General features: G+C 58.6%; 10 protein-coding genes and 1 other annotated feature. Of the genes, 2 read left to right on the top strand and 8 right to left on the bottom strand.

Annotated features, from left to right (window positions below; all coding sequences use genetic code 11):
- Nucleotides 1-2: 2 nt before the first annotated feature.
- Nucleotides 3-1,658: a bifunctional UDP-sugar hydrolase/5'-nucleotidase UshA gene (ushA, locus tag SCU88_RS05775; protein WP_175339424.1), complete on the bottom strand. Its 1,656-nt coding sequence runs from the start codon at nucleotides 1,656-1,658 to the stop codon at nucleotides 3-5.
- Nucleotides 1,659-1,863: 205 nt separating this feature from the next.
- Between ushA and SCU88_RS05770 the strand changes: the two genes are divergently transcribed.
- Entirely contained in the window at nucleotides 1,864-3,078 is a 1,215-nt protein-coding gene (locus SCU88_RS05770) for an MFS transporter (RefSeq protein ID WP_175339423.1), read from the top strand.
- Between the two features lie 236 nt (nucleotides 3,079-3,314).
- Nucleotides 3,315-5,006, top strand: a complete 1,692-nt coding sequence (ybaL, locus tag SCU88_RS05765) for a YbaL family putative K(+) efflux transporter (protein ID WP_175339422.1) — start codon at nucleotides 3,315-3,317, stop codon at nucleotides 5,004-5,006.
- A 408-nt stretch (nucleotides 5,007-5,414) separates the two neighbouring features.
- On the opposite strand, the gene SCU88_RS05760 is transcribed toward ybaL, so the two are convergent.
- From SCU88_RS05760 to dnaX, 7 genes are all read right to left on the bottom strand, one after another.
- On the bottom strand, nucleotides 5,415-6,719 hold the full coding sequence (locus SCU88_RS05760) for an inosine/guanosine kinase (RefSeq protein WP_175339421.1): 1,305 nt from the start codon (nucleotides 6,717-6,719) through the stop codon (nucleotides 5,415-5,417).
- A gap of 60 nt (nucleotides 6,720-6,779) precedes the next feature.
- The gene (hemH, locus tag SCU88_RS05755; protein ID WP_175339420.1) at nucleotides 6,780-7,742 is read right to left on the bottom strand and encodes a ferrochelatase; all 963 of its coding nucleotides are present in this window, start codon (nucleotides 7,740-7,742) and stop codon (nucleotides 6,780-6,782) included.
- A gap of 155 nt (nucleotides 7,743-7,897) precedes the next feature.
- Nucleotides 7,898-8,542, bottom strand: a complete 645-nt coding sequence (adk, locus tag SCU88_RS05750; protein WP_138096066.1) for an adenylate kinase — start codon at nucleotides 8,540-8,542, stop codon at nucleotides 7,898-7,900.
- A 144-nt stretch (nucleotides 8,543-8,686) separates the two neighbouring features.
- Nucleotides 8,687-10,561, bottom strand: coding sequence for a molecular chaperone HtpG (gene htpG / locus SCU88_RS05745; protein WP_175339419.1), 1,875 nt, complete (start codon nucleotides 10,559-10,561; stop codon nucleotides 8,687-8,689).
- 114 nt (nucleotides 10,562-10,675) lie between these two features.
- Nucleotides 10,676-11,281 carry a recombination mediator RecR gene (recR, locus tag SCU88_RS05740; protein WP_138096058.1) on the bottom strand — a complete coding sequence of 202 codons (606 nt, stop codon included), beginning with the start codon at nucleotides 11,279-11,281 and terminating at the stop codon, nucleotides 10,676-10,678.
- Complete coding sequence (locus tag SCU88_RS05735) at nucleotides 11,281-11,610, bottom strand: YbaB/EbfC family nucleoid-associated protein (protein ID WP_138096057.1); 330 nt, start codon at nucleotides 11,608-11,610, stop codon at nucleotides 11,281-11,283. The genes recR and SCU88_RS05735 overlap by 1 nt, the downstream gene beginning before the upstream one ends.
- Before the next feature lie 69 nt (nucleotides 11,611-11,679).
- Nucleotides 11,680-13,608, bottom strand: a complete 1,929-nt coding sequence (gene dnaX, locus SCU88_RS05730; RefSeq protein WP_175339418.1) for a DNA polymerase III subunit gamma/tau — start codon at nucleotides 13,606-13,608, stop codon at nucleotides 11,680-11,682.
- Nucleotides 12,289-12,356, bottom strand: a sequence feature (DnaX frameshifting element). (Overlaps the previous gene by 68 nt.)
- Nucleotides 13,609-13,678: the final 70 nt, after the last annotated feature.

The raw sequence follows: 13,678 nt of genomic DNA, 5'->3' as shown, positions 1-13,678 counted from the left end.
GATTAGCGCCAGCTCACTTCGCCCTTCGGCGCCAGGGCGTCGGCATCGATGGGCGAATTCTGTTCGATATACTGCTTGAGCACTTCAGCATCGATAAAACCGCTATTCACATAGCCCGAATGGTCATCGAGTTTGGGGTAACCATCGCCCCCGGCGGCGTTAAAACTCAGGGTCGCCATCCGGTAGGTTTTATTGGCGTCGACAGGCTGCCCTTTAATGGTCAACGCCTTGATCCCCGAACCTTCAATCTGCATTCCCACATTCGCGAACTGCGGGTAAGCCCCGGAATTGGGCGTCTTCTGCGCGACCGCCGTCAGATAGCGAACCACGTCGCTCCCCTTCATATCAACGTACGCCAGGGTATTACCAAACGGCTGAACCCGCAGCACGTCGGCATAGGTGATATCCCCCGCCGTAATGGAGTCGCGAATACCACCGCCGCTCATCACGGCAAAGTCAGCCCCGCTGCGCGCCATCAACCCGTTAAGAATAAGCCTCGCCAGATTGGTCTGTTCGAAACGCACTTTGTCACGATCGCCTTCCAGCCGCGCGTTGACGCTACCGATCTTCACCTTAAGCTGGGCCTGCCCTTTACGCTGAAAAGGGGCCAGCAGGCTAATCATGCGCTGATTTTCCGGGATCTGCGGCGCATACAGTACCCGTTCGCGCTTGCCGTCGCCCCAGTCGATAGTGCGTTTCAGATTGACCGGCAGTAGCTGATAGTTCACCAGCGTCATCTCGCCGTTACGAAATTCAAAATCGGCACGCCCGACATATTTGCCCCATTCGTGGGCCTGGACTATCCAGGTGCCGTTCTGGCGATCCGGCTTGCAGGCGGTGCCCGGAATATAGTCGCGCTGCTTTTTATTCTCCGCCGCCATACAGACCGGATCCTGCGAGTGACCGCCGACGATCAGCGCCAGCGCGCCGGGATCCATGGCGCGGGCCAGCTCCACATCGCCAGGGGCGTTGGATCCATGATTGCCGTTATCGTAATGGCCCATATGGGTGACGGCGATAATGGCATCCGGCTTTTCGTTCTGCTGAAGCTCCTGAATCACCAGCTTCGCCTCGCCGGCGGGAGAGCGAAACTCGATATCCTGCAAATATTCCGGATTGCCAATTCGCGCGGTGTCGTCGGTGGTCAGGCCGATGACCGCGACCTTCAGTCCCTGAGGGGTAAACAGCGTCCAGGGCTTAAACAGTCGCTCGCCGCTGCTTTTCTGGTAGATATTGGCGGAAAGGAAGGGGAACTTCGCCAGCTTCTCCTGCTGGCGCAGCACCGTAAGCGGGTTATCGAATTCATGATTGCCCACCGCCATGGCGTCGTAACCAATCAGATTCATGCCGCGAAAATCGGGTTCAGCGTCCTGGAGATCGGATTCCGGCACCCCGGTATTAATATCGCCGCCGGAGAGCAGCAGCACGCTGCCGCCCTGTAGGGAAACCTCTTTGCGAATCCTGTCCACCAGCGTCTTCTGCGCCGCCAGGCCATACTCACCCAGGTCGTTGCGCCAGAAATGGCCGTGGTGATCGTTGGTATGCAGAATGGTAATTTTATAGGTTTTATCTTTTTCCCAGCCGAACGCTGACGACCCCAATGCCAGACAAACCGCCGCCAGCGCGACAATCAGCGTGCCCTTCACCCCTGAGTGCATCTCAGTATCTCCGTATTCATTATATAAACGCTCTGCAAAGCATAGCCCCGCTGCGACTTTTCTCCACGCCCGGGTACAGGTATGGTAGCAGAGGCATCCCGCACGGGAGAGTCACCTGCATCTATTCCGGCGCTTTCGAGTACCCACGGAGCGATCGAATAATTCAGAGTATATAAAATAAACATAATTTTCAGGTAACTATGGCATGAGTGAACAAAACCCCTCTCTGGGCGGCGCCCCTGTTGCGCCCCCCAGGTCCCGCACCGCGTTCGGTATTCTGGGGGCTATCAGCCTCTCCCATCTGCTGAACGATATGATTCAGTCGCTGCTGCTGGCGATCTACCCGCTGCTACAGGCCGACTTCTCTCTGAGCTTCGTGCAGGTCGGGCTTATCACCCTGACCTACCAGGTCTCTTCCTCGCTGCTACAACCGCTGGTGGGTTACTACACCGACAAATACCCTATGCCCTGGTCGCTGCCAGTCGGCATGTGCTTTACCCTTAGCGGCCTGGTGATGCTGGCGATGGCGGGCAGCTTTCCGCAGGTGCTGATCGCAGCAGCGCTGGTGGGTACCGGTTCGTCGGTGTTTCATCCGGAATCTTCCCGGGTGGCGCGTATGGCCTCCGGCGGTCGCCACGGTCTGGCCCAGTCGCTGTTTCAGGTAGGCGGTAACTTCGGCAGCTCTCTGGGGCCGTTACTGGCGGCGGTGATTATCGCGCCTTACGGCAAAGGCAACGTGGCCTGGTTTGTGCTGGCGGCCATGCTGGCAATTATCGTGCTGCTTCAGGTAAGCCGTTGGTATGCAGCCCAGCATCGTATGACCCGCGGTCGCCCGGTTCAGAAGGCGGTATCCCCTCTGCCACGCAAAAAAGTGGTGCTGGCCGTCTGCGTGCTGCTGGCGCTGATCTTCTCCAAATACTTCTACCTGTCCAGTATCAGCAGCTATTACACCTTTTATCTGATGCATAAATTCGGTCTGTCGATACAAAACGCCCAGCTCCATCTGTTCGCCTTTCTGTTTGCCGTGGCGGCCGGTACCCTGATTGGCGGGCCGGTGGGCGACAAAGTGGGTCGTAAAGTGGTGATTTGGTGCTCGATTCTCGGCGTCGCTCCTTTTACTCTGATTCTGCCGTGGGCCAGCCTGTGGTGGACCGGGGTGTTGACGGTGATTATCGGCTTTATTCTGGCATCGGCCTTTTCCGCCATTCTGGTTTATGCCCAGGAGCTAATGCCCGGACGTATCGGTATGGTTTCGGGGCTGTTCTTTGGGTTTGCCTTCGGGATGGGAGGCCTTGGCGCCGCTGTGCTGGGGCTGATTGCCGACCAGACCAGTATCGAGCTGGTTTATAAAATCTGCGCTTTCCTGCCACTTCTTGGCATTCTGACGGTATTCCTTCCAGATAACCGCGTAAAAGATTGATTTTTCCGGCCAGATACTTGATCTGGCCGGTATTTAACCCCATACCTCCCAATGCCCCTGGTCAGCTTAGGACCATAATTACTCCCTTCGATCTCTTTTTGCGAAAAAAATCGTATTTTCGTAAAAATTCAACACCTGAAAACAAACGCGAATGAAAAAATTGTCATAAACTATTACGTAGCGCCCCGTCCGTTCGCGGGCGGATCCGGGATTTATTACAGACCAAAGGAGACGGAATGCATCATGCCACCCCGCTTATTACCACCATTGTCGGCGGCCTCGTGCTGGCCTTTTTACTCGGTATGCTCGCCAACAGGCTGCGTATATCACCACTGGTAGGTTATCTGCTTGCGGGGGTTCTGGTTGGGCCGTTTACGCCCGGGTTTGTTGCCGATACGCAACTGGCGCCGGAGCTGGCCGAACTGGGCGTGATTCTGCTGATGTTTGGGGTGGGTCTGCACTTCTCCCTGAAAGATCTGATGGCGGTTAAATCCATCGCCATTCCCGGCGCCGTGCTGCAAATCGCGGTGGCGACGCTGCTGGGGATGGGGCTCTCCTGGTGGCTCGGCTGGTCGCTGATGACCGGCATCGTCTTCGGTCTCTGTCTTTCCACCGCCAGTACCGTGGTGCTGCTGCGAGCCCTGGAAGAACGGCAATTGCTCGACAGTCACCGCGGGCAGATCGCCATCGGCTGGCTGATTGTCGAAGATCTGGTGATGGTGCTGACCCTGGTACTGCTGCCAGCGGTGGCAGGCATGCTGGAAAAAGGCAACGTTGGTTTCGTTTCCCTGAGTCTGGATATGCTGATGACCATCGGCAAAGTGGCGGCCTTTATCGCCCTGATGCTGGTGGTGGGCCGCCGACTGGTGCCATGGATTCTGGCCCGTAGCGCCGCTACCGGTTCCCGGGAACTGTTTACCCTGGCGGTGCTGGCCATGGCGCTCGGTATCGCCATGGGCGCGGTGGAGCTGTTCGACGTCTCCTTTGCGCTGGGCGCCTTCTTCGCCGGTATGGTGCTGAATGAATCAGAACTGAGCCATCGCGCCGCTCACGACACCCTGCCGCTGCGCGACGCTTTTGCAGTGCTGTTCTTTGTTTCGGTGGGAATGCTGTTCGATCCGCAGATCCTGCTGGAAGAGCCGCTGGCGGTAGTGGCCGTGGTGGCCATTATCATCTTCGGTAAATCGCTGGCCGCCTTCCTGTTAGTCAGGATGTTCGGCCATTCCCAGCGTACCGCTCTGACCATTGCCGCCAGCCTGGCGCAGATTGGCGAGTTTGCCTTTATCCTGGCGGGTCTGGGTATGGCGATGGGCCTGCTGCCCAAAACCGGCCAGAATCTGGTGCTGGCGGGCGCCATCCTGTCGATTATGCTCAACCCGATTCTGTTTACCCTGCTCGAGCGCTATCTGCGTAAGCACGAAACCCTGGAAGAGCAGACCCTGGAAGAGGCGCTGGAAGACGAGAAACAGATTCCGGTGGATATCTGCAACCACGTGCTGCTGGTGGGCTATGGCCGCGTCGGTAGCCTGATCGGCGAGAAGCTGCTGTCGAAAGGGGTTCCGCTGGTGGTGATAGAGACGTCGCGCTCCCGGGTGGATGCGCTGCGCGAGCGCGGTATCCGCGCCGTGCTGGGCAATGCCGCCAATGAAGAGATTATGGCGCTGGCGCATCTGGACTGCGCAAGCTGGCTGCTGCTGACCATCCCGAACGGCTACGAAGCCGGTGAAATTGTGGCCACTGCCCGGGAGAAAAATGCGGATATCGAGATTATCGCCCGCGCCCACTATGACGACGAAGTGGACTACATCGCCGAGCGCGGCGCTAACCAGGTGGTGATGGGCGAGCGGGAGATCGCCAGTACCATGCTGGCGCTGCTGAAGGACGCCACCCAACAGCCGGTGGTGCCGGATAGCTCGGTCGTTAACTGACAGCAAAACGGGCGACATTCGTCGCCCGTTCAGACTGCTGACAAAGCCCTTTTAAATATTGCAACACGATAAAAAACGGGTGGGTGTTTAGAGTCCGGCTTAAAAATCGCCGGAGCGTTCACGGCTGCCAGGGTCAGCCCGACAGGACGTCGGGCTGAGGGCATGCGGTACAAGGAGGTACCGTCATGCCCGACCCGTCCGGCTGTCGTGAACGCGCAGGGGCCCGCATCAGCGGCGATTTTTACTGCCGGGGAGCCCGGGTTGTCAGGGGGGCGGCGACTGAGCTCCCCCTGACCCGTTCACCGGCTGTGAATCAACAGAGAAGCTCTGGCTCAAAGTGAACGGAACAATCCACTTTCCCTTCATGTTCTGCCCGTCAATGAATCACTCAGAGGTTTGTCAACAGTCTCAACGCTCCCAATAAGCCTCTTCCAGACTGTCTTCCCGCTCAGGCAGCCCGCGACTCAGGCGCGGCGAATGCTGATTCAGTACCTGATAGCTTACCCGGTTGGCGTACTTACACACCTGAGACAGCGACGAATAGGTCAGCCAGTGATAGCCGTGCTTGCTGGAATTGGGCACCTTCGCCCGGTGATAGCGGTTGGCGGTAATATCGTGCAACAACGCCGCCAGCGCGCCGTCGCCTGCGCCATTGGTGTTCATAATCTTCTCCGGCCCCCCCATGTAAGGCGCGATATGGGAGTAGATCCGCAGCGGCTGCTGGCATTCGTGGCGGCGCATCGCCCGGCTGAACTCATACTGATTAAATTCGGCGATGGCCCCGGGCAGCAGCGGCTGACGGGTCTGACGCTTCGCTTCATCTTCGGTATACGCCGCCATATAGAGCCCCTGCGGCCCGGCGGTGCACAACACCAGATCTACCCACTCCAGCGCCCGATCTGCCGCCAGTAGCGGATCCTCAATACCGGTCAGCGCCGCGGCCTCTTCTTCGTTCATCGCCAGTATCGAGACGTGATCGCGTAAAAATGTCTGCCAGCGCTGCGGGTCGTCGGCCACCACGAACTTCGTGCCCATGGTCAGCACGACCGGCACATCGTAGCGCTTTGCGTAGTCGATGGCCTGCATGGTGGCTTCCGGCATCGGCTCGCCCTCTTTGCAGCGCACCAGATAGGCGCTAAGCACCAGCGCCGAAGCCCCGGCAATGGTCGATTCGGGAATGCTTTCAGCATGCAACTGGTTCATCTGCCCCGGACTGATAGCGAAGGTTCGCTCGCCGTGCTCGTTAATCAGCGTGAAGCAGCGGCCAATGGCGCCATCCACGCCTTGCAGGTAGTTGAGATCGGTACGGCTGGAGGTATTGCACAGATAGCGGTAAGCGTAACCGCCGATTTCGATGTTATTACACATCACGCCCAGCAGCACCGAACGGTCATCCGCCAGTACCGAATAGTTGTGCATGGTATTGCCAATGGTGCCACCGGCAAACTGATGGGTAATAAGGTTCTCGCGCACCAGCTCCTGGTAGAGCGCTTCCGCCACATCGTCTTCAATCACCAGAGAATGGCCCAGACTTAGTCCATAACGACGAACAAAATCGTCATCGACCCGGGCTTCGATATCAACCAGCGTCTGGTCGATACCCACCACCCAACTGGCGCTCTGTTCGCTTTCCGGCGGCGACTGTTGCAGCAGCGGATCGCGGTTACTGACGGGGAAATAGTGTTTGGATTTACGTTTACCGGGAAATTTCATGATAACCGTTCAGGTGCATCGAAAGGCGGCGATGTTAGCACAGTCTCCGCCTGACCGCGATTACCGGTAGCGCCCCACCAGCGCTTCCATCATGCCGATATGCGCTTCTTCATCATTAAGGGCAGGAATATACTCATACTTCTCGCCCCCGGCTTCCAGGAAGAACTCCCGATTCTGTACCGCAATCTCTTCCAGGGTTTCCAGACAGTCGGCGGCAAAGCCCGGGCACATGACCTGAACGTGCTTCACCCCTTTTTCGCCCAGCATTTTCATGGTCTCATCGGTGTAGGGCGTCAACCAGGGCTCGCGGCCAAAGCGCGACTGGAAGGTCATCATGACCTTATCCGGCGAGATGCCCAGTGCCGAGACCAGTTCCCGGGTGGTGGTACGGCAACGCTGGGCGTAGTCATCCCCTTCATCAACGTAGCGCTGGGGAATACCGTGGTAAGAGAGCAGCAGCATATCCGGCTCGCCGTGCTGTTCAAAGGCTCGACGCGCTGAAGCGGCCAGCGCCTGAATGTAGGCCGGATGATCCGCATAGTCGCGAATAAAGGAGACGGACGGCAGGCGACGGCGCGTAGCCAGAAGGCGCGCCAGCTCATCCCAGACCGCCGCTACCGTGGAGCAGGAATATTGCGGATAGAGCGGCAACACCACGATGTGATCCACACCGGCGTCCAGCAACTCGTCCAGCGCCGATGCCAGCGACGGCTGGCCGTAGCTCATACCCAACGCCACCGGCATATCCTTTAGCTGCCGGGCCAGCGCCTGCTGCTGACGGCGGCTGTAGACCATCAGCGGGGAGCCTTCCGCCATCCAGACCGAATGATAGAGCTTCGCCACTCTGGGGGAGCGCAGCGGCAGGATCACCCCTCGCAGCAGCGGCCACCACAGCAGGCGGGACGTATCCACCACCCGTCTGTCGCTCAGGAACTGACGCAGATAACGTTTTACCGCGCTCGCCGTCGGCGCATCCGGCGTTCCCAGGTTAGCCAGTAACACTCCCATTTTTTCCTGACGCAAAGCTCCACCTCTTAATCGCTGTAACAGGGGGCTAATTGTATCTGAAAAGCCGGAGGGCGAAACCAATCGCAGTAAAAGGAGGAGGGAACAGCACGAAAAGCGGAGGATGTTTAGCGGGTGTGCCCCACCCCGTTCGGGATGGAGCAAATGCGGCATTAACCGAGGATTTTTTCCAGGTCAGCGCGAACGTCGGCAACGGCCTGAGTGCCGTCAACTTTGGCGTACTGGGTGTTACCGGCCTCGGCCTCTTTCTGGTAGTAGCCGATCAGCGGCGCCGTCATCTGATGGTATTCCACCAGGCGCTTACGCACGGTCTCTTCCTGGTCATCTTTACGGGTGGTCAGCTCTTCGCCGGTCACGTCGTCTTTACCTTCCACCTTAGGCGGATTGAATTTTACGTGATAAACGCGGCCGGAAGCGGCATGCACACGGCGGCCCACAATGCGATCGACGATCAGCTCGTCCGGTACCGCGAACTCCAGCACGAAATCCACCTTGATACCGGCTTCTTTCATGGCGTCTGCCTGCGGAATGGTGCGCGGGAAGCCGTCCAGCAGGAAGCCGTTACGGCAATCTTCCTGAGCGATACGCTCTTTCACCAGCGCAATCACCAGCTCGTCGGTGACCAGTTTCCCGGCATCCATGATTTCCTTAGCCTGGTTGCCGAGTTCGGAGCCCGATTTTACCGCGGCGCGCAGCATATCACCGGTGGAGATCTGCGGGATCCCGTACTTCTCCATGATGAACTGTGCCTGAGTACCTTTACCAGCGCCGGGCGCGCCGAGCAGAATAATACGCATTGCGTAATTCCCCTTACGAATGGATGTGTAGAATAAACAGAGGGAAGACCTTACCACTAAGCCTTTCCCATCACAAGAAAGCCAACGGTGGACGCCAGACGCAAAAAAGCCCCGCCTTCACGGCGGGGCTTAGCGCTATCAGCCTCAGGAAACCAGCAGTTGGTTAACCCGGCGAATAAACAGGTTGGGATCTTCCAGGGTGCCGCGCTCAGCCAACAGCGCCTGATCCAGCAGCAGCTCGACCCACTCGCCAAACTGCGCCTCGTCCTGGGTATCCGCAGTGCGTTTTACCAGCGGGTGCTCCGGATTCAGTTCGAAGATGTACTTCACGTCCGGTACGGCCTGACCAGCCGCCGCGAACAGTTTCGCCATCTGGGTGCTCATCTCGTCGTTGTCGGTGGTGACGATAGCCGGCGTGTCGGTCAGACGGTGGGTCAGGCGTACCTCTTTTACCCGCTCGCCAAGCAGCGTTTTCACGCGATCGACAAAAGGTTCAAGGGCTTTATCGGCCTCTTTAGCGCTCTCATCTACGTCATCCGCCAGTTTTTCCAGCGACTCATCGGCCTTCGACACCGACTGGAAGGCTTTGCCGTCGAATTCGGTCAGGTAGCTCATCATCCACTCGTCGATGCGGTCAGAGAGCAGCAGAACCTCAATGCCCTTCTTACGCAGCAGCTCGAGGTGCGGGCTGCTCTTGGCGGCCGCATAGCTGTCGGCGGTGATGTAGTAAATCTTCTCCTGACCTTCCTTCATACGGCCAATATACTCTTCCAGCGAAACGGTCTGCGCCGCAGAGTCGGTATGGGTGGAGGCAAAGCGCAGCAGCTTCGCGATAGCCTGCTGGTTGCTGTTATCTTCCGCCGGCCCTTCTTTCAGCGCCAGGCCGAACTGCTGCCAGAAGGTCTGATATTTTTCAGCATCGTCCTTCGCCAGTTTTTCCAGCATCTGCAGGGCGCGTTTAGTCAGGGCGTTACGCAGGCTGCGGGTGACGCTGCTATCCTGCAGGATTTCACGCGATACGTTGAGCGGCAGATCGTTGGAGTCGATCAGCCCGCGCACGAAGCGCAGGTAGTTCGGCATAAACTGCTCGGCGTCGTCCATAATGAAAACCCGCTGCACATAGAGCTTCAGCCCGTGCTTATGGTCGCGGTTCCACATATCAAAGGGCGCCTGGGAAGGGATGTACAGCAGGCTGGTGTACTCCTGCTTCCCTTCAACCCGGTTGTGGCTCCAGGCCAGCGGATCGCTGAAGTCATGGGCGATGTGCTTATAGAACTCTTTGTATTCGTCTTCGCTGATTTCCGACTTGTTACGGGTCCACAGCGCCTGGGCCTTGTTGATTTTTTCCCAGGAGACGACGGTTTCGCCGTCTTTCTCTTCGCGATTCTCGATCTCGACCGGCAGCGCGATATGGTCGGAGTATTTACCGATAATTGAGCGCACGCGCCAGGCATCGAGGAACTCCTCTTCCCCTTCGCGCAGATGCAGGGTGATTTCAGTACCGCGGGAATCTTTGGTGATATCGGCGACGGTGTACTCCCCTTCGCCTGCGGATTCCCAGAATACGCCGCTTTCAGCGCTGGTACCCGCAGCACGACTGCGAACGGTCACTTTGTCCGCCACGATAAAGGCTGAGTAGAAGCCCACGCCGAACTGACCAATCAGCTGGCTGTCTTTGGCCTGGTCTGAGCCCATGGACTCCAGAAAAGCTTTGGTGCCGGACTTGGCGATGGTACCCAGATGCTCAACGGCGTCGTCGCGGGTCATCCCGATACCGTTATCGGAGATAGTTAGCGTGCGATCTTCTTTATCAAAAGAGATACGTACCCGCAGATCGCCATCGCCTTCATACAGATCCGGCTGGGAAAGGGCACGGAAACGAAGTTTATCCGCCGCGTCCGAAGCGTTGGAGATCAGCTCACGCAGGAAAATTTCTTTATTCGAATAGAGTGAGTGGATCATCAGGTGCAGAAGCTGTTTAACCTCTGACTGAAAACCGCGAGTCTCTTGTCCTTTCATATGTGGTGATTCCTCAACAAAAATGAAAACAGGGGTGAAAAAACAGGTTGAGGGAGAGATGGGGACAAAGGGGAATAAATTCAAGCGGGGAGCGAAAAGCGGCTCCCCGTTTGGTTAAAAAGAGATCTTGTGGCGGCCAACCAGGGAGTGAGACAGCGTGGTGCCATCGACCATTTCCAGCTCGCCGCCTACCGGCACGCCGTGGGCGATGCGACTGGCGTCAACCCCGTACTGGGCGCAGAGCTCGGCGATATAATTCGCGGTCGCTTCGCCTTCCACCGTGGGATTGGTGGCGAGAATCACCTCTTTCAGCGACTCGCTGGCCAGGCGCTGCTCCAGTCGATCCAGACCGATATCGTCCGGACCGATACCGTCCAGCGGCGACAGATGGCCCATCAGCACAAAGTAACGGCCGGAAAACTGCCCGGTCTGCTCAATGGCATGAATATCCGCCGGCGTTTCCACCACGCAGATCTGGCCATTTTCCTGACGCCGGGAGTTCGAGCAGATGTTGCAAATTTCCTGCTCGGTAAAGGTCCGGCAGTCGGCGCAGTGCCCAATCTCCGACATAGCGCGGGACAGCGCCTGCGCCAGACGCATACCGCCGCTGCGATCGCGCTGCAGCAGGGTAAACGCCATGCGCTGCGCCGACTTCGGCCCGACCCCGGGCAGACAGCGCAGCGCTTCCATCAGCTGCGTTAACAGCGGGCTGGTTTGCATCAGAACGGCATCTTAAAGCCCGGCGGCAGCTGCATGCCGGAGGAGACGGAAGCCATCTTCTCTTTCTGAGTCTCTTCGATACGGCGCGCGGCGTCGTTAAACGCGGCGGCAACCAGATCTTCCAGCATCTCTTTGTCGTCTTCCAGCAGGCTCGGGTCGATCTCCACCCGGCGGCAGTTGTGCGCACCATTAATGGTCACTTTCACCATGCCCGCGCCGGATTCGCCGGTCACTTCCATGGCGGCGACTTCCTCTTGCATCTGCTGCATTTTTTCCTGCATCTGCTGGGCCTGCTTCATCAGATTGCCCAGACCGCCTTTACCAAACATATCAGTCTCTCTTCTTGCTCGGGCCGCGTAACGGCGGCGTTAAAAATAATTCGACACCGGAAAACGGCGTCAAACGGGGCGGATGCTCTCTTCATCCAGATCCGCATCGAAGAATCGACGCAGCGTCTGGATGTTACCATCCGCGGTAATCGAATCCCGCGCCTGGGCCAGCTTCTCTTCGTAGATAGCCTGGCGCCACTCCAGCGGCGTGCGCTGTGCGGAATCGTCATCTTCAATGATAGTCAGTTCTACCGGCGCCCCGGCCAGGGCTGACATGGCGTCACTCAGCGCCTGGCGGGCACCAGCCGAATTCAGATGGCGCTGGCTGGAACGCAGATGCAGACACACCTGATGTTCACCGACCTGCTCTTTCCAGGCATTAAGCGCCACCTGTTCTACCAGTTTGGGAACCTTCAACTGGCTGACCTCCGCCGCCCACGGATCTCGTGCGATGGCCTCTTCGGTCAGTTTGAGCGCCAGTTCCGGCGTCTTTTCATGTTCCAGCGCCTTTCTGAGCGCCTTCGGGGTGGCGACCTTCTCTTTCACCACCGCGACTTTGTTCTGGGCCTTCCAACGGTAGGCCTCTTTCTTCGCAGGCGTCTCCTGCTCTGCAACAGCGGTGGAAGCGCGCGCCTGTACCCGCTCAGTGACCGAGGCCAGACGTTCCAGCGCAGAGGAGCTTACCGGCCGCGCTGAACGCTGTTGCGCCGCCGGTTCACCCTTTTTTGCTCGTTCAGCTCCCTGACGCTGGAGCTGACTGCGGGCCTGCAATACCTGACTGGTGGTGTCCGATAGCGGCGTCTCGCTGCGCGGTACGGGCGGCGAATCCGCAGACGGCGGCGGTGTCGCCATCGGCGCGGCGGCGGGCTGCGCCCGCATGGCCGGTTCCGATTCCGGCTCCGGCAACGGCGCACTCGGGTGGAACGCCAGCGCGCGCAGCAGCGTCATCTCTACGCCCATACGCGGATCCGGCGCCCAGGGGAGCTCTTTACGCCCAATCAGCAGCGTCTGGTAATAAAGCTGCACATCGCCGGGCGGTACGGTGCGCGCCAGTTCCCGCAGGCGCGGCTCAAGCTGCGCCATATCGCCAACCGACGCCTGAGGCGACAGTTGGATCATCGCCACCTTGTGCAACAGTCCCAGCATCTCGATCAACAGCGCTTCCCACTCCACGCCGCGGGCGGCAGCTTCCTGCACCAGATTCATGGCGCGCTGGCCGTCGGCCTGAACGATCGCTTCCACCAGGCTCATCGCCTGATCGTCATCCAGGGTACCCAGCATGCCGGTGACCGCCTCGGTGGTCACGCGGCCGTCGCCGCTGGCAATGGCCTGATCGGTCAGACTCAGAGCATCACGCAGGCTGCCCTCCGCGGCACGCGCCAGCAGCTGCAATGCCCGGGATTCACTCTCAATATTTTCCTGATTAAGGATATAGTCCAGCCGATCGCGAATCAGCCCGGCATCCAGCGCCCGCAGGTGGAACTGCAAACAGCGTGACAGAATGGTGACCGGCAGCTTCTGGGGATCGGTGGTCGCCAGCAGGAATTTCACATGCGACGGCGGCTCCTCCAGGGTCTTCAACAGGGCGTTGAAGCTGTGGCGCGACAGCATATGCACTTCGTCGATCAGATAGACCTTGAAGCGGCCACGCGCCGGGGCGTACTGCACGTTATCCAGCAGATCGCGGGTGTCTTCCACTTTGGTGCGCGATGCGGCATCGATCTCAATAAGATCGACAAAACGCCCCTGCTCGATGGCCTGGCAGTTTTCGCACTGGCCGCAGGGGGTAGCGGTAATGCCGGTTTCGCAGTTCAGCCCTTTCGCCAGCAGACGGGCGATAGAGGTTTTACCGACGCCGCGGGTGCCGGAAAACAGATAAGCGTGGTGAATACGGCCCAGGTTGAGGCCGTTGGCAAGCGCGGTCAGGACATGCTCCTGACCGACGACATCGGCAAAGGTTTGTGGACGCCATTTACGGGCCAGCACCTGGTAGCTCATCAGAATATAGGCTCTCGGGGAAATTCAGGAGGGTAATGCTAACACAGCCCCACCCATTTGGGCGAGGCTG

The sequence above is a fragment of the Jejuibacter sp. L23 genome (assembly GCF_050815825.1).
GTDB classification, from domain to species: domain Bacteria; phylum Pseudomonadota; class Gammaproteobacteria; order Enterobacterales; family Enterobacteriaceae; genus Jejubacter; species Jejubacter calystegiae.
The sequence above is the reverse complement of the archived record's forward strand: the minus strand, read 5'-3'. Positions and strand labels throughout refer to the sequence as shown.